Here is a 23,578-nt window from a genome sequence, read left to right on the forward strand (position 1 = left end):
AATTGTCACAACGCCCGAGCACCTCGGGAGATTCCCGTGCTCCGTGCCCCGCCGAGCGGAAATTCTGTCTGAAACGCCGGTCTGGAACGCCGGGCCGACCTGAAAATGGTCGCACGTGACGGGCCGTCCCGTCACCGTGTTATCCGGCGGCCCGTCGCACCTGCGGCCCACTGCGTCAGCCGGAGGCTCGCTTTCCCTTGACCGGCTTCGTCGACTTGGCCGGCTTCCTCGGCTTGGCCGGCTTCATTGGCTTGGCCAGCTTCATCGGCTTGATCGGGTGCGGGGCGTTCTTGGCCGGTTGTGTGGCCTTCCAGTCCGGGTGGCCGGGCATCGGCGGGGTCTTCTCGCCGTACAGCCATGCCCGGAAGAACCCGCTCAGGTCACGGCCTGCGATCCCCGAGGCGAGGTTCTCGAAATCGGCCGTGGTGCCGTTGCCGTCCTGGTGCGACTGCACCCAGACGCGCTCCAGCCGTTCGAAGGCGGGCCGCCCGATCTCCTGGCGCAGGGCGTACAGGACCAGCGCCGCGCCGTCGTAGATGTTCGGGCGGAAGATGCTGATCTTCTGGCCCGGCTTGGGCGGCTTGGGGGCGGCGGGCGGTCCGCCGGAGGCGCGCCAGCTGTCGGAGGAGCCGTAGGCCGCCTTCATGCGGTCCACCATGGGCTTCTTCGCCTTCTCCTCTGCGTACAGCGCCTCGTACCAGGTGGCGTGCCCCTCGTTCAGCCACACGTCGGACCAGGTGGCCGGGCTGACGCTGTCGCCGAACCACTGGTGGGACAGCTCGTGCACCATGATCGACTCGACGTACCACTTGGGGAAGGACGGCTCGGTGAACAGGCTCTTCTCGAACAGGGAGAGGGTCTGCGTCTCGAGTTCGAAGCCGGTGGCGGCCCGGGCCATGAGCAGACCGTACGTCTCGAACGGGTACGGACCGACCTTGCTCTCCATCCAGGCGATCTGGTCGGGAGTCTTCGCCAGCCAGGGCTCCAGGGCCTTGCGGTCCTGGGTGGGTACGACGTCGCGTACGGGCAGTCCGTGCGGTCCGGCGCGGCGCACCACGGTGGAGCGGCCGATGGACACCTGGGCGAGTTCGGTGGCCATGGGGTGCTGGGTGCGGTACGTCCAGGTGGTGGAGCCGCCGACCTTGTCCACGCCGGTCGGCACTCCGTTGGCGACAGCCGTGTAGCCGTTGGGGGCGTTGATCCGGAAGGTGAACATCGCCTTGTCGGAGGGGTGGTCGTTGCACGGGAACACCAGGTGCGCGGCGTCGGCCTGGTTGGCCATGGCGAGACCGTCGGAGGTGCGCACCCAGCCGCCGTCCTGGTCCTTGGCGGACACCGGGTCGCTGGTGTGGTGCACGGTGATCCGCGTCCAGCTGCCTCTGAGCAGCCTCCTGCTCGGGGTGACGACCAGGTCCTCGCCCGCGCTGGTGAAGGCGGCGGGCCGGCCGTCGACCTCGACGGACTCGACCTTGCCGTGCGCGAAGTCGAGGTTGAGGCGCTCCAGGGACGCGGTCGTCCAGGCGTCGATGGTGGTGACGGCCTTCAGGGGCTTGTCGTTCGTGCCCGGGTAGGTGAGGGAGAGGTCGTACGACGCGACGTCGTATCCGGGGTTGCCCAGGTACGGGAAGATCCGGTCGCCGATCCCCAGGGGGACGGCGGGGGCACTCGCGGCGAGGAGGCTGACGGAGACGGCGGAGGCGAGCAGCGCCGCCGCGCGGCGCCGGGAGAACCTGCTGGTCGGCCGGGACGGCCGGACGCGGGGGGTGAGCAACATGGACCACCGCTACCAGCGCGCGCGGGCGCTCCGGCGACGACGCGCGCCCAATCCACCCGAAGGGGTGGGTCGGGGCGCGTCCCTCAGGAGGCCGGGGCCTGGTACTGCGCCCGGGCCACGTCGTACACGCCGGGCACGTTGCGCATCGCGCGCATGAGGGCCGGGAGGCGGGCCGCGTCGGGGAGCTGGAGGGTGTACGTGTGGCGGACGCGCTGCTGGCTCGGCGGCGCGACGGTCGCGGAGACGATCTCGGCGCCTTCCAGGGCGATCGCCTCGGTGAGGTCGGCGAGCAGATGCGGGCGGCCGAACGATTCGGCGACGAGCGTGACCCGGCACGCGGTGGTGTCACCCCAGCGCACACCGATCTCGGCACGCCCCCCGCTCCTCATGTGCGCCACCGCGGCGCACTCCGCGCGGTGCACCGTCACCACTCCCCCGCGCACGGAGAACCCGGTGACCTCGTCGGGCGGTACGGGCGTACAGCATCCGGCGAGACGTACGGTCGCGCCCGGCCGGTCCACGACGGCGCTGGCGGAGCGGGGGCGGGCGGACGCCGGGCGGCTGAGGGGCGTGCCGGCAGGCGGGTGGGCGTGGGTGGCGTGTGGGCCGCGGGGGGCGGTGGCTCGGTTCGTGCCGTGTGTGTTGCGTGGGCCGTGTGCGCCGGACCCGCTCGCCTCGCTCGCTTCTCCCGTCTTTCCTGCCTCTTCCGTCGTTCCTCCCGCTCCTGCCGCTCCCGTCTCGCCTGCCACGGTCGTCTCGCCGTCGGCGCCCGCCGGATGTGCTGCCAGCCACCGTTGGATGGCGATCCGCGCGGCCGGGGTGTGGGCGTGCTCCAGCCACTCCCTCGACGGCTCGGAGGCCGGGTCCTGGCCCATGAGGAGTTGGACCGTGTCGCCGTCCCTGAGGACCGTACTGAGCGTCGCCAGACGGCCGTTGACGCTGGCGCCCATGCACGCGTGCGCGTCCTCGCCGTACTGGGCGTAGGCGGCGTCCACGCAGGTGGCGCCCTCGGGCAGGCCGAGCGTGCCGCCGTCGGGCCGGAAGACGGTGATCTCGCGGTCCTGGGCGAGGTCCTCGCGCAGGGTGGACCAGAAGGTGTCGGGGTCGGGCGCGGCCTCCTGCCAGTCGAGGAGGCGGGAGAGCCAACCGGGGCGGGTGGGGTCGGCGCGCTCGCCGTCGCTCGCCGACTGCTCCTCCGAAGGAGGAGCGTAGGGATTGCCGAGCGCGACGACTCCGGCCTCGGCGACCCGGTGCATCTGGTGGGTGCGGATGAGGACTTCGACGATCTGTCCGTCCGCGCGCGCGACGGCGGTGTGCAGCGACTGGTACAGGTTGAACTTCGGTACGGCGATGAAGTCCTTGAACTCCGAGACGACGGGCGTCATACAGGTGTGCAGCTCGCCCAGGACGCCGTAACAGTCCGCGTCCTCGTTCACCAGCACCAGCAGACGGCCGAAGTCGGCGCCGCGCAACTGCCCGCGCTTGCGTGCCACCCGGTGCACGGAGACGAAGTGCCGGGGCCGGATGAGGACTTCGGCCTGGATGTCGGCATCGCGCAGGACCGTGCGTACCTCGTCGGCGATCGCCGCGAGCGGGTCGTCGGAGCGCGCAGCGTTGTCGTCGATCAACCCGCGCGTGTGGGCGTACTCCTCGGGGTGGAGGATCGCGAAGACGAGGTCCTCCAGCTCGGTCTTGAGGGCCTGGACGCCGAGGCGTTCGGCGAGCGGAATGAGGACGTCGCGGGTGACCTTGGCGATGCGGGCCTGCTTCTCGGGCCGCATCACGCCGAGCGTGCGCATGTTGTGCAGGCGGTCGGCGAGTTTGATCGACATCACGCGCACGTCGCTGCCGGTGGCGACGAGCATCTTGCGGAAGGTCTCGGGCTCGGCGGCCGCCCCGTAGTCGACCTTCTCCAGCTTCGTCACCCCGTCGACGAGATAACGGACCTCCTCGCCGAACTGTTCCCGCACCTGATCGAGTGTCACGTCCGTGTCCTCGACGGTGTCGTGCAGCAGCGAGGCCGTCAACGTCGTGGTCTCGGCGCCGAGTTCGGCGAGGATCAGGGTCACCGCGAGGGGGTGCGTGATGTACGGTTCGCCGCTCTTGCGCATCTGGCCGCGGTGCGAGGACTCGGCCAGGACGTAGGCACGGCGCAGCGGTTCGAGGTCGGCGTCGGGGTAGTGGGCGCGGTGGGCCTCGACGACGTGGCCGATGGCGTCGGGGAGCCTGTCGCGGGAGGTGGTGCCGAGCAGCGCGGCCCGGCCGAGGCGGCGCAGGTCGATCCGGGGGCGGGCCTTCCTGCGGGGCGCTGTAGGGGCTACAGGGCCAGGGGTCGCAGGGTTCGTGGCCTCCGCACTCATGGGCACCTCCGGCTCGTGGACCGGCGGACGGGGCCTCGGGGCGTGCGCGACTCGGGGAAGGCTACGTTCCCCCGTCCGTGCCGGTGCTTGATGCTACCGAGCCCATCACGTGCGACTGACCGCCTCTCGCCGAGCGTGAAACGGATCACCCATTCGAGCGACGAGGCGGGAGGTTTACGGTTTTGCGCCACGGGCCCGGCGGTGGGCCGTGGTTTCGAAGCCTCCCCGGCGGTCTCGCCACCGCGGATACGCGCGTCCAAGACCGCCGGAGCGGTGATTCACCAGGTCGAGACCGGGATGCACCAGGTCAGCGGACCGCGTTTTCCAGCCACTCGGCGTCGATCTCGCCCTCGGCGACGATCACCGCGGCGCCCGTCATCTCGATCTCGCCGTCGGCCCGCTCGGTGATGACAAGGCTCCCGCCGGGCAGGTCCACGGTGTACGTCACCGGGGTCCCGGTGGCGGCCGGGTCGGCACCGTCACGCCGCGCGGCAGCCACGGCGACGGCACACGCGCCCGTGCCGCAGGAGCGGGTCTCACCGGAGCCGCGCTCGTGCACGCGCATCGCGACGTGGCGGGGGCCGCGGTCGACGACGAACTCGACGTTCACACCCTCCGGGTAGGCGTCGGCCGGGCTGAAGGGCGGCGGGGTGAACAGGGTGCCCGCGTGCGCAAGATCGTCGACGAAAGCGACCGCGTGCGGGTTGCCCATGTTCACGTTCCGTGCGGGCCAGCTGCGCTCGCCGACGCTCACCGTGACGTCGCCCTCGGGGAGGCGGGCGCTGCCCATGCCGACGGTGATGTCACCGTCCTTGGCGATGTGCACCGTCTTCACTCCCGCGCGCGTGGCGATCGCGATGTCCCCTTCGGCCACATGTCCCGCGTGCTGGAGGTAGCGCGCGAACACACGCGTGCCGTTGCCGCACATCTCCGCGATCGAGCCGTCGCCGTTGCGGTAGTCCATGAACCACTCCGCCTCGTCGGCCATCGCCCGGGCCTCCGGATGCGCGGAGGAGCGCACGACGTGCAGCACCCCGTCACCGCCGATGCCGGCACGGCGGTCGCACAGGGCGGCGACGGCGGCCGGAGTCAGGTCCAGGGCGTTCTCGGGGTCCGGGACGATCACGAAGTCGTTCTCGGTGCCGTGCCCCTTGAGGAATGCGATCCGCGTGCTCATTCCTCGATCGTACGGGCTCGGTGCGACATCCCCACTCGTCAGCGGGCTCCGCACCAGTCAGCCGCCCGTGGCGCGGTCGCGGGCCGCACGCCGCTCAACACAGGCGGGCCACGCGCTGGGCCGCAAGCTGCTCAGCGCAGGCGCGCCACGCGCCACACGGCAAGGATCGCGACGACGGCCACCACGAGGCCGTAGCCGAGGACGACCCGCCAGTCGGGCCGGCGTCCGGAGCCGCGCGGGGGCAGGCCGGGCCAGGTGTAGCCGACGCGGCGGGCGGCCATCATGCCCCAGCCTGCCGCGCAGCTGCAGATCAGCAGGCCCAGCATGGCGACGACCGCGCCACTGTCGCCGAAGTCGAAGGCCAGCGGGAAGGCGAACATCAGCGAGCCGAGTGCGGCCAGGCCGACGATGGGGGCGAGCTGCCAGAGGCGCAGGCGGCGCTGCGGGCGCAGCTCGACCTCGAACTCCGGGCCGCCCGCGAACATCTCCTCGGGCCGAGGACCGTCGTCGGTGACGCCACCCGGCGTCTCGTCGGGGCCGTCGGAGCTCAGGCTGTCCTCGCCCTGCTCCGGTTCGCCTGCGTCGGTGGTGACGTGCTCGGTGCCTTGTGCGGTGTCGCGAGGGCCGGCCTCCATCGCCACGCGCCCTCCCAACTCGGACTCCACTTGGTCGATCGAAGGTCGATGATGGCACGGCGCCGAAGGCCTCGATGACCGGCGGCGCATCCCGATGCCATCACGTGATCAGGCTGTAACCGGCCCTTCGACCAATGTCATCGCACGGTGTGGAAGTTCCGCGCGGTCCGCCGCGGCCCCGCTCAGCCAGTGCACCCGGGGGTCGCGCCTGAACCATGAATCCTGACGGCGCGCGAAGCGCTTGGTGGCGCGTACGGTCTCGGCCCGCGCCTCCTCCTCGGTGCACTCCCCGGCGAGCGCCGTGAGCACCTGCTGGTAGCCGAGCGCACGCGACGCCGTACGCCCTTCGCGCAGGCCCCGCGCCTCCAGCCCGCGCACCTCGTCCACGAGCCCGGCCTCCCACATCCGGTCGACACGCAGCGCAATGCGCTCGTCGAGCTCGGGGCGGGCCACGTCGACGCCGATCTGCACGGTGTCGTAGACGGAGTCGTGGCCGGGGAGGTTGGCGGTGAAGGGCTGGCCGGTGATCTCGATCACCTCCAGGGCCCGGACGATACGGCGGCCGTTGCCGGGCAGGATCGCGCGCGCGGCCTCGGGGTCGGCGGCGGCGAGACGCGCGTGCAGCGCGCCGGAGCCGCGCAGCGCGAGTTCCTCCTCCAGCCGGGCCCTGACCTCGGGGTCGGTACCGGGGAACTCCAGGTTGTCGACCGCTCCCCGGACGTACAGGCCGGAACCGCCGACCAGGATCGGCCAGCGCCCCTCGGCGAGCAGTGCATCGATCCGGGCGCGGGCCAGCTTCTGGTACTCGGCGACCGATGCCGTGACGGTGACGTCCCAGATGTCCAGGAGGTGGTGCGGAACGCCGGCGCGCTCCTCGAGCGTCAGCTTGGCGGTACCGATGTCCATCCCTCGGTACAGCTGCATGGAGTCGGCGTTGATGACCTCGCCACCGAGCTGTTGAGCCAGGAAAACGCCCAGATCGGACTTTCCGGCCGCGGTGGGTCCGACGACGGCGATGACTCGGGGGGCGGAGGATGCACTGCTCACCGCACCAGTCTCGCAAACCCCGGACGCTGCCTTGAGCGGCCCGGACGGAGAACTCTTCGGGCCCCTGGTACCGCCCGATCGGGAATCCCCAGGGCAACGCGGGATTTCGTCCGCACGAGTAACGTAATGAGCGGGTATGGGCGTTTTCGCAGGACCGCTCGGGAAGGGCGTGGGAAGCCGCGGAGGAGTCGGCTGGTGTGCTGCGGGCGGCCGAGGGTAGACGACCGAGGACACGGCGGCGGAGCCGGAACGGCACGGCACGGCACGGCATTGGCCGTCACAGGCGTCGCACCCGCTGTGCCCGTCGCCGAGCGAGGGCGCCGAAGCTCCGGGACTCCCGGCCCCCGCACAGCGGTCAGGCGCGGAGATCGCCGGCGACGCGGCCGGCGGCCGGGAGCGCGGACCGTGAAGGCGCCGTACGCAACTGTCCCGCGAGGGAAGGTGAACCATGAGCCTTTTCGACAATTTGAAGGCCAAAATCGGTCCGGTCAGGGAGAAGATGTCGGATCTCGCCCACCAGCAGGGCGACAGGATCCAGCACGGCATCGACAAGGCAGCGCACGTCGTCGACGAGAAGACCAAGGGCAAGTACAGCGAGAAGATCCACACGGGCTCCGACAAGGCCAAGCACGCCATGGACCGGCTTGCGCACAATGACGGTCACGAGGCGAGCCACGGCACGAACCCCACGCCCCCGGACACGCCACCGCCGCCGACTTCCTGAACCGAACGGCACAGCGACCGGTGAACGGACGGCCGTGGAGCGCGACGCTCCCGGCCGTTGCCGTTTTCCTGCCCCTCTCCCTCTCCCCAGGCCCCTCCCCCGAAGTCGGCCTACGACCAGGAGGCGACGATGTAGCCCACCCCGTACGGCGCGTCCTCGTACAGCAGCGCGCCGGTCAGGTCGGCGCCCTCGGCCGCGCCCGCGAGGACCTGCCAGGGAGCGCGGCCTGAGGCCTTCAGCTCGTGGGCCAGCTCGGCGTCCAGTGCCTTGAGTGCCGCCACGTCCGCCGCGCCCAGCGCACGCGCGACCTCCGCGTCGAAAGGCGCCGCCCGTTCGTCGAGATAACCCGGCGCCTTGACCGTGCGGCATGCGCTGGCGTCGCCCATCACCAGCAGTGCCACCCGCGCGGCCTGTGCGCCGATCTCCCTTCCGACTTCACTACACCGCTCGGCGTCGAGCGATTCCCCTACGCCGAGTCCCTCGATCGGGGCGTCTGCCCAGCCGGTGCGCTCCAGCAGCCAGGCGGCGACGGCCAGGGACGGCGGCAGCTCGCGCTCGGACGGCGCGGTCGTTCCGGTGTCCCGGCCCAGCCGTACGTCGAGGTCCACCCCGAAGCCGCGGAAAGATCCCGGGGTGCCCTGGGGATGGGCCCCGCGACCGCTCTGCTCGGCGGGCCCGACGACGACCAGCCGGTCGGGGCGGGCGGCTGCCAGCACGCCGAGCGCGTCCGTGCACGCGGCACGCGCGGCGTCCAGCTCGGATGCGGCACCCTCGGCGACATCGGGCACGAGGAGCGGTGGGCAGGGACAGACTGCGGCGGCGACAAGCATGATCGGCAGCGTAACCCCCTACGGCGACGAGACGGCACTCCAGGCCGCCATGCCTCACCCCCCTCCCAGGTGCGGAAGACGGTGCGACAGCGACCGGCCCCGCTGCCAGGGCTATGGCAGCGGGGCCGGGGAACGCACGGCCTGGCCGTACGTCAGCAGATGCCGGTGCGGTGCCTCAGTCGCAGCCGCAGCCGCTGCCCGTGGCGACCGGGAGCGGCTCGGGGGCACCGATCTTCGGGAGCCCGAGCATCACGCCGGTCGGCTTGGCGGCCTCAGCGGCGTTGCGCTTCTCCCAGGCGTCGCCCGCGCGCGTGGGGCGCACGTCGAGGACCTGGCCCTCGGCGAGGAGGTGGTGCGGTGCGGCGTACGTGATCTCGACCGTGACGACGTCGCCGGGGCGCACCTCCTGCTCCGGCTTGGTGAAGTGGACCAGGCGGTTGTCGGGGGCGCGGCCGGAGAGGCGGTGGGTGGCGCCGTCCTTGCGGCCCTCGCCCTCGGCGACCATCAGCTCCAGGGTGCGGCCGACCTGCTTCTTGTTCTCCTCCCAGGAGATCTCCTCCTGAAGGGCGACGAGACGCTCGTAACGCGCCTGGACGACCTCCTTGGGGATCTGGTTCTCCATGGTCGCGGCGGGGGTACCGGGCCGCTTGGAGTACTGGAAGGTGAACGCCTGGGTGAAGCGGGCCTCGCGCACGGCGTGCATCGTCTGCTCGAAGTCCTCCTCGGTCTCGCCGGGGAAGCCGACGATGATGTCGGTCGTGATCGCCGCGTGCGGGATGGCGGCGCGGACCTTCTCGATGATCCCGAGGTAGCGCTCCTGACGGTAGGAGCGGCGCATCGCCTTCAGGACGGTGTCCGAACCGGACTGCAGCGGCATGTGCAGCTGCGGCATCACGTTCGGCGTCTCGGCCATGGCGGCGATGACGTCGTCGGTGAAGTCGCGCGGGTGCGGGGACGTGAAGCGGACGCGCTCCAGGCCCTCGATGTTGCCGCAGGCGCGCAGCAGCTTGCTGAAGGCCTCGCGGTCGCCGATGTCGGAGCCGTAGGCGTTGACGTTCTGGCCGAGCAGCGTGATCTCGGAGACGCCCTCGCCGACCAGCGCCTCGACCTCGGCGAGGATGTCGCCGGGGCGGCGGTCCTTCTCCTTGCCGCGCAGCGCCGGGACGATGCAGAAGGTGCAGGTGTTGTTGCAGCCGACGGAGATCGACACCCAGGCCGCGTACGCGCTCTCGCGCCGCGTCGGCAGCGTGGAGGGGAACGCCTCCAGGGACTCGGCGATCTCGACCTGCGCCTCTTCCTGCACGCGCGCGCGTTCCAGCAGGATCGGCAGCTTGCCGATGTTGTGCGTGCCGAAGACGACGTCCACCCAGGGCGCCTTCTTCACGATGGTGTCGCGGTCCTTCTGCGCGAGGCAGCCGCCGACCGCGATCTGCATCCCGGGACGGCTCGCCTTCTTCGGCGCGAGGCGGCCGAGGTTGCCGTACAGCCTGTTGTCGGCGTTCTCCCGCACCGCGCAGGTGTTGAAGACGACGACGTCGGCGTCACCGTCCGAACCCTCGGGCGCACGCACGTAACCGGCCTCTTCGAGCAGTCCGGACAAGCGCTCGGAATCGTGGACGTTCATCTGGCACCCGTAGGTGCGTACTTCGTAGGTCTTGGGGGCCTGAACGTCCACTGCGGGGCTCCGGTCGCTGCTGCTGGTCATGGGTCAAGGGTAGGTGCTGACCGGAGAACCGTTCTCCGCGCTCCCTCAGGGGCTTCCTCGGTCGGCAGGGTGTCGCCACTCAGAGGCGCCGCGCTGCGCTCGCGCGTGAGCGGAAGGAACACACCGGGCGCGGCGACGTCCGGCAGCCGCTACTCCGGTCAGGTTTCGATCACGGCGTCGCAGTCCGGGCAGACCAGGGATGCGTACTCCATGGGATACCAGGGCTCTCCAGGGTGCCCAGAGGGATTCCAGCGAGCCGTCTCCATGGCGAAGGTGTCCTTGCCGCAGAGGGTCCGAGGTCCCGCAGTGGTGCGCGCCCCCGGGGCCGCGGGTGCCGCGTGCACCCGGCGGACACGCCGTTCCGCCCCACTCGGCGGTCCCGGCGAGTGGCGCGTTGCCACTGGTTTGTCGAGTTCGTAGACGACGATCTCGCTCATGTCTCCACCGTAGGCGGTCGCCCAGCTCTCAGCTCCGGGACGGACCATGATCATGGTCTGGGGGCTCGGCACGGGTCGGTTCCAGGTGGAGGGTTCCCGGATCGGGTTCGTAGAGGGTGCCGGAACCGGCGTACTCCCTTGCGAACGCTGTGGCGGCGGGCCCCGGCTCACTGATCCGACGGATCCGGTCGAGCCGCAGCCGCAGCTCGAACTCGCGGTCGGCGGCGTCGCGTTGCGGCACGTGCAGCAGGCCGAGGAGGCGGTCCGAGAACTCCTGCGTCCGCCAGGCCCCGGACAGCCGCCGTTCCTCGTAGCCGTCCAGAGCGGCGGTGTCTTCGTGCAGGCAGGCGTGGATGAGGCCCTGGGCGAGGTCGGCGGCGTCGGCCACGGCGAGGTTGAGCCCTTTGCCTCCGGAGGGGGTCAGTACGTGGGCGGCGTCGCCGGCCAGGAACAGTCGCCCGTGCCGCAGGCGGCTCATGACACGACTGCGCAGCCGCAGCACGCCGGCCTCCAGCACACGCGTGACCGCCGGGTCACACGGGCCCGGCGTGAGGCGGACGGCCAGTTCGTCGAGAACGCGTTGCTCGGGCCAGTGCGCGAGATCGACGTCCTGCGGTGCTTCCAGATACAGCCGGGCGATGTTCCCGGCCCGCGGCATCATGCCCGCGAAACCGCACGCGTGGACGGCGTACAGCACGCCCCCGACCGGATGCGTGGCCTCGGCGAGAACGGTGATCCAGTCGTAGGGGTAGCGCCGCTGAACGGCACGGACCGCATGCGAGGGAAAGGTGTCGGCCACGATCCCCTGGGCGCCGTCGCAACCCACCACATAGTCGCTCTCGACGTCTCCTTCCGCGGTATGGACGACCGGCCGGTGGCCGGTGTCGTGCGTGACCGAGGTGACCGGGCACACGAAGTGCATCGGGCACCCGGATCGGGCCAGTTCTGCGATCAGATCCCGCACGAGCAGTTGCTGTGGATAAACCCAGTGATGCGCACCGCCGGAGGACTCTCCGTAGCCGACCCTGATGCGTTCCCCGAGGCAGACGATGTCGCACCAGCCATGCCGGCTCGCCTCCGTGAGGAGGCGGTCGGCGAGTCCTTGCTCGCGCAGGTACGCGACGACGCGGTGTTCCAGCACTCCGGCCCGGGCCTGCTGCTCCACGTGCGCCCGCCGATGCCTCTCCCACACCTGCACGCCGACCCCGGCCCGGTGGAGGACATTGGCCAGCACGAGGCCCGCGGGCCCTGCACCCACGACGGCGACCTGAACGCGCGACCTGCTCATCGCGAGGCCGTCATGGCCGTCATGGCCGTCATGGCCGTCATGGCCGTCACAGGCTTCACGACCATCGAAGCTAGCAACGGGCGGGGCGCACACGTAGCGCGTGTTTTCAGCCTTTTGTTGCCCTGGTTCGCGCACCGCAGCGGGATACGCCCGGACGCTCCCCGCAGGGGCCTGCTCTACTCCTCCCCGAGGCGTACGACCGCCAGCGTGATGTTGTCGGGGCCGCCCGCCGCGATGGCGGCCTTCCACAGTTCGAAGGCCGCCCGGCCATCGTCGTGCACGCGCAGCACGTCGTCGAGGACGTCCGTCGTCAGCGGGTCGGTCAGGCCGTCGGTGCAGATGAGGCAGCGGTCGCCGGGTGAGAGGGGCGCGGCCTTCACATGGGGGCGGATGGGGCGGTAGCTCGGGCTTCCGCCCAGGCACTGGGTGACGAGGGACGTGGTGCGCTGCCCGGGTTCGAGCGGGGGGCTGTCGTCCACGCTCACCTGGCGCACGGCATCGTCCGAGACCGCGAAGACCCTGCTGTCGCCGACGTTGAACACCATGACCGAGTCGGGCTGCACGACGACTCCGGCGATCGTCGTCCCCATGCCGGTGAGCTCGCTCTCCTCGTCGCCGCCGGCGGCCTCGTAGAGGAAGCGGTTGCAGGCGTTCAGGGCGTCACGGACGGCGTCCTCGCTGGTGAGGAGGGGGCCGAGCGAGGCGATCCGGCGGGCGACCAGGGCGCTGGCCACGTCGCCGCCGGGATGCCCGCCGAGTCCGTCGGCGACGGCGACGACGAGGGGGGTGCCGAGCGGGAAGACCAGGGTCTGCGGATTCTCGGTCACGGTCGCGCACAGCGTCCACGGGCCGACGACCAGGCTGTCCTCGTTCCGTTCGCGGAGCAGCCCGGGATGGCTCAGCGCACTCACAGCGAGGTACGGCAAGGAACGCCACCGCCTTCCGGCAGCGCCCGAACACCCGTTGACGGGCTCCGGTCGCCGCGGCCGGTCATGCCTCCAGGGTAGGCAACGCGCCCGGGGCCCACCCCTGGTGGCGCAGGACGGCCGACACGTCCGGCTTCTCGTAGTGGTCGCCCTTGAGCACCTTGCCGTCGGCCCGGCGGGCGACCTGGCCGTCGGGGCCCAGCTTGCTCATGTTGGAGCGGTGGACCTCGGCGAGCACCGCGTCGAGGTCGATCCCGTGGACCAGCGCCGTGCCGTACGCCACGTAGACGACGTCGGCCAGTTCGTGCGCGAGCCGGTCGAGCGGGCCGGCGACCGAGACCTCGGCGACCTCCGCGGCCTCCTCGGCGAGCAGCTCGCCACGGTGCGCGGCCAGCTCGGCGGACACCTCCGTCGGCGTACTGCGGACGTCGAGGCCGAAGGCGCGGTGGAACTCACGGACGAGGTGGGCGGGCGAGGAGGTCATACGCCCGACTGTAACGGCCGGTAATGGCCGTCTCCGACCGTCCCGGTCCCTGAGCGCACGGCCAGGCCCGATTCGTGAGTACGGCCGGGCCCGGTCCGTGACAGTACGGCCCCGGGATGAACGCACAGCCCCGGAGACCCTGGTCAGGACCGCGGGCGGGCTGGCAGGATCGCGGGCGTGTCCAAGGTGCTCCCCCGTATCGGCAGGCGCCGAGCCCTCCAGGGCTCGGCCGCCGGCTTCGTCGCCTTCGGGCTGTTGCTGTGGTGGCTGGTGCCCCTGGGCGAGGAGGCGCCGAGCGGGACGATCACCTTCAGCACGGGAACGCCTCACGGGGTCTACCAGGAGTACGGCGAGCGGCTGCGCGGCGCGCTCAACCGGGACATGCCGGGCCTGAACGTGAAGCTGCGGGACAGCGCGGGTTCGCAGCAGAACGTACAGCGGGTGGCGAGCGGCGAGGCCGACTTCACCATCGCGGCGGCCGACGCGGTGGAGACGTACGAACTGGGAGGCCGCAAGGGCGCGGGGCGCCTGCGCGGCGTGGCCCGGCTCTACGACGACTACGTGCAGCTCATCGTGCCGCGTGACTCGGACGTCAGGACCGTCGCGGACCTGCGGCACAAGCGGGTGGCGACCGGGGTGCCCGACTCGGGCGTGCGCCTGATCGCGAACCGGGTGCTCAGGGCCGCGGGGATCGACCCCGCGAAGGACATCACGGCGAGGTCCGAGGGCATCGACACCGGGCCCGAGCGGCTGAAGCAGGGCAAGATCGACGCGTTCTTCTGGTCGGGCGGGCTGCCCACCAACGGTCTGGTCGATCTGGCCAGGAGGTTCGACTTCCGGTTCGTCCCGATCGAGGACGACCTCGTGGCCAAACTGCACGACCAGGGTGACGCGGCGCGCTACTACCGGGCCACCAACATGCCCGAGTCGGCCTACCCGTCCGCCCAGCAGGGGTCCACCGTGGCGACGATCGCGGTGTCCAACCTGCTGATGACCCGCAAGGACATGGATCCCCGGCTGACGGAGTGGGTCACCCGCACCGTGATCAAGAGCCGCGACGACATCGGCGCGCACGTGCACTCCGCGCAGCTGGTCGACCTGCGGACGGCGATCTACACCGATCCGCTCACGCTGCACGAAGGGGCACGGCGCTACTACCGGTCGGTCAAGCCGTGACGGCCCCGCAGCCGAACGCCTCCCGGACCGGGGTCAGTTCCTCGGCACCGTCACCGTCACCCGCAGTCCCCGCGGCTCGTGGTGGGCGTAGGCGATCGAGCCGCCTCCCGCCGAGAGCAGGGCCCGGGTGATGGACAGGCCCAGGCCGGAGCCCTTGACGTTCTGGTGGCGGCCGCTGCGCCAGAAGCGGTCGCCGACGCGGGCGAGTTCCTCGTCGGTGAGACCGGGGCCGGTGTCGGTGACCACGACCGTCGCGCTGTCGCCGTGGGCGGCGACGGCCACCTCGACGGTGCCGTCCTCGGGCGTGAACTTCACCGCGTTGTCGATCACCGCGTCCAGGGCGCTGGACAGCGTGACGGGGTCGGCCCACCCGGTGGTGGGCGGGCAGTCGCCGGTCAGCCGTACGCCCTTGGCCTCGGCGGCCGCCGCCCAGGCGGCCACGCGCTCGCCGGCGAGCCGGCCGACGTCGGTCAGCCGCAGGTCCGCTTCGGCGTGCTCGGCCAGCGCGAGGCCGAGCAGATCGTCCAGGACGCGCGCGAGGCGCTTGCCCTCCGTGCGGACCGAGGCGATCTCCTCGTTGCCCTCGGGCAGTTCGAGGGCGAGCAGCTCGATGCGCAGCAGCAGCGCAGAGAGCGGGTTGCGCAGCTGGTGCGACGCGTCGGCGACGAAGGCGCGCTGCTGCTCCAGCACTTCTTCGACGTTGTCCGCCATCTCGTTGAACGAGCGGGCCAGTCTGCGGAGTTCCGGCGGGCCGCCGGCCGCCGCGACCCGGGACTTCAGGCGTCCGCTCGCGATCGCGTGGGTGGTGGCGTCGAGGACGCGTACGGGCCTGAGCACCCAGCCGGTCAGCCGTAGCGCGGCGCCGACGGCCAGCAGCATCGCCGCGAACTCGCCGGCGCCGATGAGCAGCCAGCCCCGCAGTGTCCGCGACCGCATCGCCCCGGTGGGCGAGTCGGTGACCACGACGGCCACGACGTCGCCGTCGCGGATCACCGGTGACGCGACGACGAGGCGGCTGCGCTGCCAGGGCCAGACCTGCGCCGGGTCGTGGCTGCGTCGGCTGAGCAGCGCCTCCGCGAAGGCGTCCCGCACCTCCCCCGCTTCCGGCAGCAGCCAGTCGTCGGGAGCGTTGGCCATCGCGGTGCCGTTGGCGTAGAAGACGCCCGCGCGAATGCCGTAGACGCCGTAGTAGCTGGTGAGTTCGCGGCGCAGGGTCTCCTTGCGCTCGTCCTCGTTGGTGCGGCGGGATCCGGTGCGCGGCCCGTCGGTGACGAACTGGGCGAGCGCCGCGAAGCGAGCCGTGTCGTCGATGCGGTCGACGACCGCCTTCTGCTGCTGGGCGCCGGCCACGCTGACGGCGAGCGGGACGCCGAGCGCGAGCAGGACGGCCGCCATCAGGACGATGAGCAGCGGGAGGAGACGTGTGCGCACCCGTGCCCGCTACGCGGCCGGGGCGACGAGCCGGTAGCCGACGCCGCGCACGGTCTCGATGAGCGCGGGCATGCGCAACTTGGCGCGCAGGGAGGCGACGTGCACCTCCAGCGTGCGCCCCGTGCCCTCCCAACTGGTGCGCCACACCTCGCTGATGATCTGCTCCCGCCGGAAGACCACTCCGGGACGCTGGGCGAGCAGCGCGAGGAGGTCGAACTCCTTGCGGGTCAGCTGGACGACCGCACCGCCCACGGTGACCTGGCGGGTGGGCAGCTCTATGGACAGCGGGCCGAGGCACAGCGCGCTCCCCTCCGCTCCGGCCGCCGCGTCCTCGTGGACGGTGCGCCGGCTGACGGCGTGGATGCGGGCGAGCAGTTCCCCGGTGTCGTACGGCTTCACCACGTAGTCGTCGGCGCCGAGGTTGAGGCCGTGGATGCGGGAGCGGACGTCGGAGCGCGCGGTGACCATGATCACCGGGATGGCGGTGCGCTTGCGGATCTTGCCGCAGACCTCGTAGCCGTCCTGGTCGGGCAGGCCCAGGTCGAGCAGGACCACCCCGAAGCCGTCGCTCTCGGCGACGAGCGCCTGGAGGGCCTCCTCCCCGCTGCGGGCGTGCGTGACGTCGAATCCGTGCCGCGCGAGGATCGCGGACAGGGCGGCGGCGACGTGGTTGTCGTCCTCGACGAGCAGCAGTCTCATTTCGGCCCCCTCCTGTTCAGCACGCGTACGGCCCGGGCTTGTAGAACTTGCGGAAAACACGTGCACGCACGCGTGCACCATGGCAGTCACGCCGATGGACAAGGACGGCGTCAAGAGGGTTCGGGCCGCCCGCCGCTTCCGTTATGCGGCCGATACGCGCCCTGGTCACCGCCGCTACGACTGGTGGCCGGTCGCTACCGGATCGTGATGCTCAGATTCACCTCAGATGTAATGACGCTGGTCGCATAGGGTTACTACTGTCCTCCGGAACCAAGGAGGACGGAGCCCGAGAGCGATGACCGAAGTATCGGTGGCCAAGGAAGACGTGGCCGCGACCGGCGATCTGGTCGTCCTGAAGGATGTCAACAAGCACTTCGGTGCGTTGCACGTGCTCCAGGATGTCGATCTGACGATCGCCCGCGGTGAGGTCGTAGTGGTCATCGGACCCTCCGGGTCCGGAAAGTCCACGCTGTGCCGCACCATCAACCGCCTGGAGACCATCGACTCGGGCACCATCACGATCGACGAAAAGCCGCTGCCCCAGGAGGGCAAGGAGCTGGCCCGGTTGCGGGCGGACGTCGGGATGGTCTTCCAGTCCTTCAACCTCTTCGCGCACAAGACCGTCCTCGAGAACGTGATGCTCGGTCAGGTCAAGGTTCGCAAGGCCGACAAGAAGGAAGCCGAGGAGAAGGCCCGCGCGCTGCTCGACCGGGTCGGTGTGGGCAGCCAGGCCGACAAGTACCCCGCGCAGCTCTCCGGTGGTCAGCAGCAGCGCGTCGCCATCGCGCGGGCCCTGGCGATGGGCCCGAAGGTGATGCTCTTCGACGAGCCGACCTCGGCCCTCGACCCCGAGATGATCAACGAGGTCCTCGAGGTCATGCAGCAGCTCGCCCGTGACGGCATGACGATGATCGTCGTCACCCACGAGATGGGCTTCGCGCGGTCGGCCGCGAACCGGGTGGTCTTCATGGCGGACGGCCGCATCGTCGAACAGGCCGCGCCCGACCAGTTCTTCAGCAATCCGCGCAGCGACCGTGCCAAGGACTTCCTGTCGAAGATCCTGCACCACTGACGACGCCCTTCCGCGCCCCTCGCAGACGGATCAGCAGCCGGCTCGACCGTCGGCCCACTCGTCGGATCAACCGTCCGGTGACGGCCGGCGTTTCCTCACCACTCGTTCTTCCTCGAAGGATGTTCCCCATGCAGCTCCGCAAGGTCACCGCCGCCTCGGCCGCCGTGCTCGCCCTCGCCCTCTCCGCCACGGCCTGCGGCGGCGGCAAGAGCGACGACGGCGCCTCCGGCGGCAAGAAGATCACCATCGGCATCAAGTTCGACCAGCCCGGCCTCGGCCAGAAGACCCCGCAGGGCTACGCGGGCTTCGACGTCGACGTGGCCACGTACGTCGCCAAGAAGCTCGGCTACAGCCCCGACCAGATCGAGTGGAAGGAATCGAAGAGCGCCGACCGCGAGACCATGCTCAAGCGCGGTGACGTCGACTTCATCGCCGCCACCTACTCGATCACCCCGGAGCGCGAGAAGCTGGTCGACTTCGCGGGCCCGTACCTGCTGGCCCACCAGGACGTCCTGCTGCGCTCGAACGACAACTCCATCAAGTCGCCGGCCGACCTGAACAAGAAGAAGCTGTGTTCGGTGACGGGCTCGACCTCGGCGCAGAACATCAAGGACAAGCTGGCCCCTAAGGCCCAGCTGCAGAACTACCCGACGTACTCGGCCTGTCTGACCGGTCTGCAGAACAAGGCCCTCGACGCCCTGACCACCGACGACTCGATCCTCGCCGGTTACGCAGCCCAGCCCCAGTTCAAGGGCAAGTTCAAGCTCGGCGGCTTCAAGATGACGAACGAGAACTACGGCATCGGCGTCAAGAAGGGCAGCCCCCTCAAGGCCAAGATCAACAAGGCGCTGGAGGAGATGGTCTCCGACAAGTCCTGGCAGAAGGCCGTGGACAAGAACTTCGGCCCGGCCCAGTACAAGAACGAGCCCGCTCCGAAGATCGGCGACGTCAAGAGCTGAGGCAGCGCCCTGCTGGTGCGCCGTCCCCCGGGGCGGCGCACCGGGGCACGCACCCCTACACGCGGAAGCGCGGGAGATCGTGTTCGACTTTCTTGAAGGTTACGACCTGCTGGGAGCCTTCTGGACGACGGTGCAGCTGACCCTGCTGTCCGCCGTGGGCTCCCTGATCTGGGGCACCCTGCTGGCCGCCATGCGGGTGGGCCCGGTGCCGCTGATGCGCGGTTTCGGGGCCGCGTACGTGAACATCGTGCGGAACATCCCGCTCACGGTGATCATCCTGTTCGCGTCGCTCGGCCTCAACCAGACGCTGGGCGTCAGCCTCGGTGCGGCGGACGTCGAGACGATCAACTTCCGGCTGGCCGTGCTCGGTCTGACCGCGTACACCTCGGCCTTCGTGTGCGAGGCCCTGCGGGCCGGCATCAACACGGTGCCGGTCGGGCAGGCGGAGGCGGCCCGGGCCCTCGGGCTCGGCTTCACGCAGGTGCTGGGCCTCGTCGTGCTGCCGCAGGCCTTCCGCGCTGCCGTCGGCCCGCTGACGAACGTCCTGATCGCGTTGACGAAGAACACGACGGTCGCTGCCGCGATCGGTGTGGTGGAAGCGGCGGCTCTGATGAAGGAAATGGTCGAGAACGAGGCGCAGTTGCTGCTGATCTCCGCGATCATCGCCTTCGGCTTCTGCTGCCTGACGCTGCCGACCGGCCTGATCCTCGGCTGGGTGGGCAAGAAGGTGGCGGTGAAGCGATGAGTTCGGTCCTGTACGACGCCCAGGGCCCCGGTGCCAAGCGGCGCAACGTCCTCTACACGGCGGTCTTCACCGTCGCCATGGCCGCGCTGCTGTGGTGGGTGTTCAGCACGCTCGCCGACAAGGAGCAGCTGGCCTGGGAGAAGTGGAAGCCGTTCTTCGGCGCCGAGGCGTATGTGACCTACATCTGGCCCGGCCTGCAGAACACGCTGGAGGCCGCGGCGCTGGCCATGATCATCGCGTTGCCGCTGGGCGCCGTGCTCGGTATCGCCCGGCTCTCGGACCACGCGTGGGTGCGGGTGCCGGCCTCGGTCCTCGTCGAGTTCTTCCGGGCCATCCCGGTGCTGGTCCTGATGATCTTCGGGCTCGCGCTGTATGCCCAGTACACCGACGTCGGTTCGGACGAGCGCCCGCTGTACGCGGTCGTCACCGGGCTCGTGCTGTACAACGCCTCGGTCCTGGCGGAGATCGTCCGCGCGGGCATCCTGTCGCTGCCCAAGGGGCAGGGGGAGGCGGCCATGGCGATCGGGCTGCGCAAGAACCAGACGATGCGGATCGTCCTGCTGCCGCAGGCCGTCACCGCGATGCTCCCGGCGATCGTCAGCCAGCTCGTCGTCATCGTGAAGGACACGGCGCTCGGCGGCGCTGTCCTCACCTTCCCCGAACTGCTCGCCTCGGCCAACACGATGAGCGCCTACTACGGCGCCAACACCATCGCGTGCTTCACCGTCGTGGCGGCGATATTCATCGCGATCAACTTCTCGCTCACGTCCTTCGCGAGCTGGCTCGAGCGCCGGCTGCGCCGGGGCAAGAAGTCCACCGGTGCGGTGGTCGGCGTCGACGCGGTCGCCGAACTGTCCGCGCCGGGTGAGCACGAGGACCTGGCGAAGACCTCCTGACCCGATGATCTGACGAGGCGACAACACCCCGGAGGCAGTGGCATGATCGCCACTGCCTCCATCGCTTGACGCCAACACCGGCAATGGGTTGCATACGTTCTGTGATCGTGCACCTTGCGCCAACTTCCTGTTCACACGCGTCCGCCAGGACACCGCTGCGGGCAGGGGGCACCACGCCGTGGACCCGGTGATCATCGTCGGGGCGGGGCCCGTCGGGCTGACGCTCGCCCTGGCCCTGGCCCGCCAGGAGGTGCCGTCCGTCGTCCTCGACGAGGGGCCCGGCAAGGACGAGGCGCGTGCGGCGCGCACGGTCGTCCTGCGCGCGGACACCTCCGCGCTGCTGGAGCGGCTGACCGGTGTCGCACTCGCCGAGCGGGGCGTGCGCTGGGCCGGATGGCGGTCGGTGCGGCGCAAGCAGGTGATGCGCGAGATCGTCTTCGACGACACCGATGCCGCCCCGCTGCACCTGGCCCAGCATGTGCTGACGGCCGCCCTGCGCACCGCCGTCGCCGGGGAACCGCTGGTCGAGTTCGCCCCCGACAGCCGCCTGGACACGATCGAGCAGGAGCCGACGGGGGTCGCCGCACACACCCGTGGCCCCAAGGGCACCTGGTGGCGCGGCAATTACCTGGTCGGCTGCGACGGCCCCCGGTCGACGGTGCGCAAGCTCCAGGACATCCGCTTCCCGGGCCGTACGGCGGTGGAACGGCACGCCGTCGCCGCGCTGCGCACGGAACTTCCGTGGCCCCGCCGGGCGTTGCTCCATCGGATGCCGCCGTGGCGGACGTCCGCGCCCTCGGCCGGGGAGGTGACCGCCCGCCCCCTCCCTAACGACGTGTGGCGCCTGGACTGGCTGCTGCCGCCGGGCAAGGACCTCGTCACGCCCGAACACCTGGTGGCCCGCGTCCGCGAGACCCTCGCGGGCTGGACGGACGGCTCCACACCGCCGTACGAACTCCTCGACACCGGCGTCCACACCGTGCACCACCGGCTCGCCCGCCGGTGGCGCGACAGCCGGGTCTTCCTCGCCGGGGACGCAGCCCATCTGCTCGGCGCGCTCGGCACGCAGGGCCTCGACGAGGGGCTCCGGGACGCCGACAACCTCGCGTGGAAGCTGGCGTCGGCCTGGCATCACGGCCCGAGCGAGGCGCTGCTCGACAGCTACCAGGCGGAGCGGCGCGCGGTGGTCGCCGCCCGGCTGCGCGCCGCCGACCAGGCGCTGCCGATACTGCGCGGCGGTGGCGCCCTGCGCGGGTACGTCCCCGGCACGGGCCGGAGCCACGACGCACTGCTCACGGACGGTCACCTGGGGCGCGGGGCGCTCGGCGCGCCGGGAGCGTACGCCGGCTCACCGCTCGCGCCCCGGCATCTGGAGGCGGAGGTCCCGGTCGACACCCCGCCCGGCGCGCAGGTCGCCGACGTGCGGGTCACGGCGGAGGACGGCTCCTTCGTACGGCTGCACAGCCGGCTCGGTCGCGGGGCGCTGCTGGTCGTCCTCGTCGCTCCGGGCACCGGCGTCTGGGACCGCAAGCACTGGGTGACCGCCGGGATCATGCCCCGCCTGGCGGCCGCCGTGACCGCGCTGCCGCACCCCGCCGAACTGCTGGTGACCGAGAGCTACCCGGGCGCGCCTGCGCACACCGTGCTCCTCGTGCGCCCCGACGGCCATCTGGTCACCGCGCTCAGCGGCGTCCGCCCGGCCGACCTCTACGCGGCCGCGGAGGCGACGCTCGGTGGCGCGGCGACGACGGAGGCTCGGGCGCGGGCGGGAGCAGCGGCGGGAGGGGGTTCCGGTGCTCGGTGAGCCGCGCGGTGAGGTGGAGTTCGAGGTGCGCTGGGAATGCGCGGGGAATGCGGTTGCACGCTCCGGTCCACATGGTGACGGTGAGTTGACCGGGGTACACCGGCGTGGTGTACTCCGCTTCGTGACCGACACCTGTGTGCGCCTGTGGCGGAGGGTCCATATGGACCTCGTCCGCTACGCGGGCTGCGTGTGTCGTCCGTCCTGCTGATCTCGCATCCCTCTCCTTGCCGCGCGCCGCTTCCGCGTCGCCGCGCGGCCCCTCCGCGAACGCACATCAGGACGGTGCACGTGTCTGTCTCTCCCTTCCCGTCTACCTCTCCCGCCGCCTCCCGGTCTGACTCACCGACTGTCGCCTCGCCGGCCGCCGCGTCTGTCGCCTCGTCACCCACGCAGGCCGAACTCCTCGACTTCGTGCGGCGTACGGCCGCCGACACCGAGCTGATCTCCTCGCTTCCGCTCGACCCGGAGGGGCGTACCTGGGTACGGCTCGACGGTCCCGGTGGCAGCGAGGCGTGGCTGATCGGCTGGCCACCCGCAACCGGTACCGGCTGGCACGACCACGCCGAATCGGTCGGCGCCTTCGTCACCGCGTCCGGCGAGCTCACGGAGAACTCGCTCGCCGCCCGGCTGCCCACCGACGGCTGGACGACCCTGGAACTCACCGACGGCGTGGACCGTGAGCGGCGCCTGCCGGCCGGGCAGGGCCGGGACTTCGGGCAACACCATGTCCACGAGGTGCTCAACGAGTCCACCGATCGGCACGCGATCTCCGTGCACGCCTACTACCCGCCCCTGCCGCAGATCCGCCGCTACAGCAGGGCGGGCCAGGTGCTGCGCCTGGAGCAGGTCGAGCGCCCGCAGGACTGGCAGTGAGCGGGGCGGGACGCGGGACCGGTGAACAGCCGCCCGGCATCGACGCGTTGCTGGAGCGGGTGCGCGACGGCTACCGGCGGATCGAGCCACGGGAGGCGTACGACGCGGCGCGAACCGGGGAGGCCCTGCTGGTCGACATCCGGTACGCCGCCCTGCGCGAGCGGGACGGGCTGATTCCCGGCGCGCTCGTCGTGGAGCGCAATGAGCTGGAGTGGCGGCTGGATCCCCGGGGCAGCCATCGCGTTCCGGAGGCCACCGGCCACGACCTCCGCATCGTGGTGATCTGCAACGAGGGCTACGCGTCCAGCCTCGCGGCCGTCTCCCTGCACCAGTTGGGCCTGCACCGGGCCACGGACCTGGTCGGCGGCTTCCAGGCGTGGAAGGCGGCGGGGCTCCCGGTGACGCGCTGAGTCCGTCGTGCGCCGGGCGCTTCCGTGCCCGGCGCCTCGCCCCTCGCCCCTCGCCCCTCGCCCCTCGCCCCTCGCCCCTCGCCCCTCGCCCCTCGCCCCTCGCCCCTCGCCCCTCGCCCCTCGCCC

General features: G+C 71.1%; 23 protein-coding genes. 10 read left to right on the forward strand and 13 right to left on the reverse strand.

Annotated elements, in window-relative coordinates; all coding sequences use genetic code 11:
- Positions 1 to 175: 175 nt before the first annotated feature.
- The 5 genes from ABZ910_RS21640 to miaA form a co-directional block, all read right to left on the reverse strand.
- Positions 176 to 1,774 (reverse strand): M1 family metallopeptidase, encoded by a 1,599-nt coding sequence (locus ABZ910_RS21640; RefSeq protein ID WP_361367360.1) that lies wholly within the window; start codon positions 1,772 to 1,774, stop codon positions 176 to 178.
- An 83-nt stretch (positions 1,775 to 1,857) separates the two neighbouring features.
- Positions 1,858 to 4,134: an HD domain-containing protein gene (locus tag ABZ910_RS21645; RefSeq protein ID WP_361367363.1), complete on the reverse strand. Its 2,277-nt coding sequence runs from the start codon at positions 4,132 to 4,134 to the stop codon at positions 1,858 to 1,860.
- Positions 4,135 to 4,441: 307 nt separating this feature from the next.
- Positions 4,442 to 5,311, reverse strand: a complete 870-nt coding sequence (gene dapF, locus ABZ910_RS21650; RefSeq protein WP_361367366.1) for a diaminopimelate epimerase — start codon at positions 5,309 to 5,311, stop codon at positions 4,442 to 4,444.
- Between the two features lie 131 nt (positions 5,312 to 5,442).
- Positions 5,443 to 5,946, reverse strand: coding sequence for a hypothetical protein (locus tag ABZ910_RS21655; protein ID WP_361367437.1), 504 nt, complete (start codon positions 5,944 to 5,946; stop codon positions 5,443 to 5,445).
- A 108-nt stretch (positions 5,947 to 6,054) separates the two neighbouring features.
- On the reverse strand, positions 6,055 to 6,993 hold the full coding sequence (gene miaA, locus ABZ910_RS21660) for a tRNA (adenosine(37)-N6)-dimethylallyltransferase MiaA (RefSeq protein WP_361367369.1): 939 nt from the start codon (positions 6,991 to 6,993) through the stop codon (positions 6,055 to 6,057).
- A gap of 448 nt (positions 6,994 to 7,441) precedes the next feature.
- Here miaA and ABZ910_RS21665 point away from each other — a divergent pair, with 448 nt between their 5' ends.
- Positions 7,442 to 7,717 (forward strand): antitoxin, encoded by a 276-nt coding sequence (locus ABZ910_RS21665; protein ID WP_361367372.1) that lies wholly within the window; start codon positions 7,442 to 7,444, stop codon positions 7,715 to 7,717.
- Positions 7,718 to 7,827: 110 nt separating this feature from the next.
- On the opposite strand, the gene ABZ910_RS21670 is transcribed toward ABZ910_RS21665, so the two are convergent.
- From ABZ910_RS21670 to ABZ910_RS21695, 6 genes are all read right to left on the reverse strand, one after another.
- Positions 7,828 to 8,547 carry a class III extradiol dioxygenase subunit B-like domain-containing protein gene (locus ABZ910_RS21670; protein WP_361367375.1) on the reverse strand — a complete coding sequence of 240 codons (720 nt, stop codon included), beginning with the start codon at positions 8,545 to 8,547 and terminating at the stop codon, positions 7,828 to 7,830.
- Between the two features lie 175 nt (positions 8,548 to 8,722).
- A complete protein-coding gene (gene miaB, locus ABZ910_RS21675; RefSeq protein WP_361367376.1) occupies positions 8,723 to 10,252 on the reverse strand; it encodes a tRNA (N6-isopentenyl adenosine(37)-C2)-methylthiotransferase MiaB in 1,530 nt (509 codons plus the stop codon).
- 158 nt (positions 10,253 to 10,410) lie between these two features.
- Entirely contained in the window at positions 10,411 to 10,689 is a 279-nt protein-coding gene (locus ABZ910_RS21680) for a hypothetical protein (protein WP_361367379.1), read from the reverse strand.
- Positions 10,690 to 10,717: 28 nt separating this feature from the next.
- Complete coding sequence (locus ABZ910_RS21685; protein ID WP_361367381.1) at positions 10,718 to 11,977, reverse strand: FAD-dependent monooxygenase; 1,260 nt, start codon at positions 11,975 to 11,977, stop codon at positions 10,718 to 10,720.
- Positions 11,978 to 12,153: 176 nt separating this feature from the next.
- Positions 12,154 to 12,903, reverse strand: coding sequence for a protein phosphatase 2C domain-containing protein (locus tag ABZ910_RS21690; protein ID WP_361367384.1), 750 nt, complete (start codon positions 12,901 to 12,903; stop codon positions 12,154 to 12,156).
- A 64-nt stretch (positions 12,904 to 12,967) separates the two neighbouring features.
- Positions 12,968 to 13,387, reverse strand: a complete 420-nt coding sequence (locus tag ABZ910_RS21695; RefSeq protein ID WP_361367386.1) for a MazG nucleotide pyrophosphohydrolase domain-containing protein — start codon at positions 13,385 to 13,387, stop codon at positions 12,968 to 12,970.
- A gap of 177 nt (positions 13,388 to 13,564) precedes the next feature.
- Here ABZ910_RS21695 and ABZ910_RS21700 point away from each other — a divergent pair, with 177 nt between their 5' ends.
- Positions 13,565 to 14,563, forward strand: a complete 999-nt coding sequence (locus ABZ910_RS21700; RefSeq protein WP_361367389.1) for a TAXI family TRAP transporter solute-binding subunit — start codon at positions 13,565 to 13,567, stop codon at positions 14,561 to 14,563.
- Between the two features lie 33 nt (positions 14,564 to 14,596).
- Here ABZ910_RS21700 and ABZ910_RS21705 read toward each other — a convergent pair whose 3' ends face one another.
- Both ABZ910_RS21705 and ABZ910_RS21710 read right to left on the reverse strand, forming a co-directional pair.
- Positions 14,597 to 15,994, reverse strand: coding sequence for a HAMP domain-containing sensor histidine kinase (locus tag ABZ910_RS21705; protein ID WP_361367392.1), 1,398 nt, complete (start codon positions 15,992 to 15,994; stop codon positions 14,597 to 14,599).
- 9 nt (positions 15,995 to 16,003) lie between these two features.
- Positions 16,004 to 16,693, reverse strand: a complete 690-nt coding sequence (locus tag ABZ910_RS21710) for a response regulator transcription factor (protein WP_361367395.1) — start codon at positions 16,691 to 16,693, stop codon at positions 16,004 to 16,006.
- Between the two features lie 295 nt (positions 16,694 to 16,988).
- On the opposite strand from ABZ910_RS21710, the gene ABZ910_RS21715 reads away from it, so the two are divergent.
- The 8 genes from ABZ910_RS21715 (at position 16,989) to ABZ910_RS21750 (ending at position 23,452) form a co-directional block, all read left to right on the forward strand.
- A complete protein-coding gene (locus ABZ910_RS21715) occupies positions 16,989 to 17,765 on the forward strand; it encodes an amino acid ABC transporter ATP-binding protein (RefSeq protein ID WP_361367398.1) in 777 nt (258 codons plus the stop codon).
- Positions 17,766 to 17,893: 128 nt separating this feature from the next.
- Positions 17,894 to 18,724, forward strand: a complete 831-nt coding sequence (locus ABZ910_RS21720) for a glutamate ABC transporter substrate-binding protein (protein WP_361367401.1) — start codon at positions 17,894 to 17,896, stop codon at positions 18,722 to 18,724.
- Positions 18,725 to 18,803: 79 nt separating this feature from the next.
- Positions 18,804 to 19,469 carry an amino acid ABC transporter permease gene (locus ABZ910_RS21725; protein WP_361367404.1) on the forward strand — a complete coding sequence of 222 codons (666 nt, stop codon included), beginning with the start codon at positions 18,804 to 18,806 and terminating at the stop codon, positions 19,467 to 19,469.
- Positions 19,466 to 20,365, forward strand: coding sequence for an amino acid ABC transporter permease (locus tag ABZ910_RS21730; RefSeq protein ID WP_361367407.1), 900 nt, complete (start codon positions 19,466 to 19,468; stop codon positions 20,363 to 20,365). Before ABZ910_RS21725 ends, ABZ910_RS21730 begins: the two co-directional genes overlap by 4 nt.
- Positions 20,366 to 20,543: 178 nt before the next feature.
- Complete coding sequence (locus ABZ910_RS21735; RefSeq protein ID WP_361367410.1) at positions 20,544 to 22,169, forward strand: FAD-dependent monooxygenase; 1,626 nt, start codon at positions 20,544 to 20,546, stop codon at positions 22,167 to 22,169.
- Positions 22,170 to 22,305: 136 nt separating this feature from the next.
- Positions 22,306 to 22,377: a putative leader peptide gene (locus ABZ910_RS21740; RefSeq protein WP_309544753.1), complete on the forward strand. Its 72-nt coding sequence runs from the start codon at positions 22,306 to 22,308 to the stop codon at positions 22,375 to 22,377.
- Between the two features lie 80 nt (positions 22,378 to 22,457).
- Entirely contained in the window at positions 22,458 to 23,042 is a 585-nt protein-coding gene (locus ABZ910_RS21745; RefSeq protein ID WP_361367413.1) for a cysteine dioxygenase, read from the forward strand.
- A complete protein-coding gene (locus ABZ910_RS21750; protein WP_361367415.1) occupies positions 23,039 to 23,452 on the forward strand; it encodes a rhodanese-like domain-containing protein in 414 nt (137 codons plus the stop codon). The genes ABZ910_RS21745 and ABZ910_RS21750 overlap by 4 nt, the downstream gene beginning before the upstream one ends.
- Positions 23,453 to 23,578: the final 126 nt, after the last annotated feature.

Origin of the sequence: Streptomyces sp. NPDC046805, assembly GCF_040645355.1 — a bacterium.
Taxonomy (GTDB): domain Bacteria; phylum Actinomycetota; class Actinomycetes; order Streptomycetales; family Streptomycetaceae; genus Streptomyces.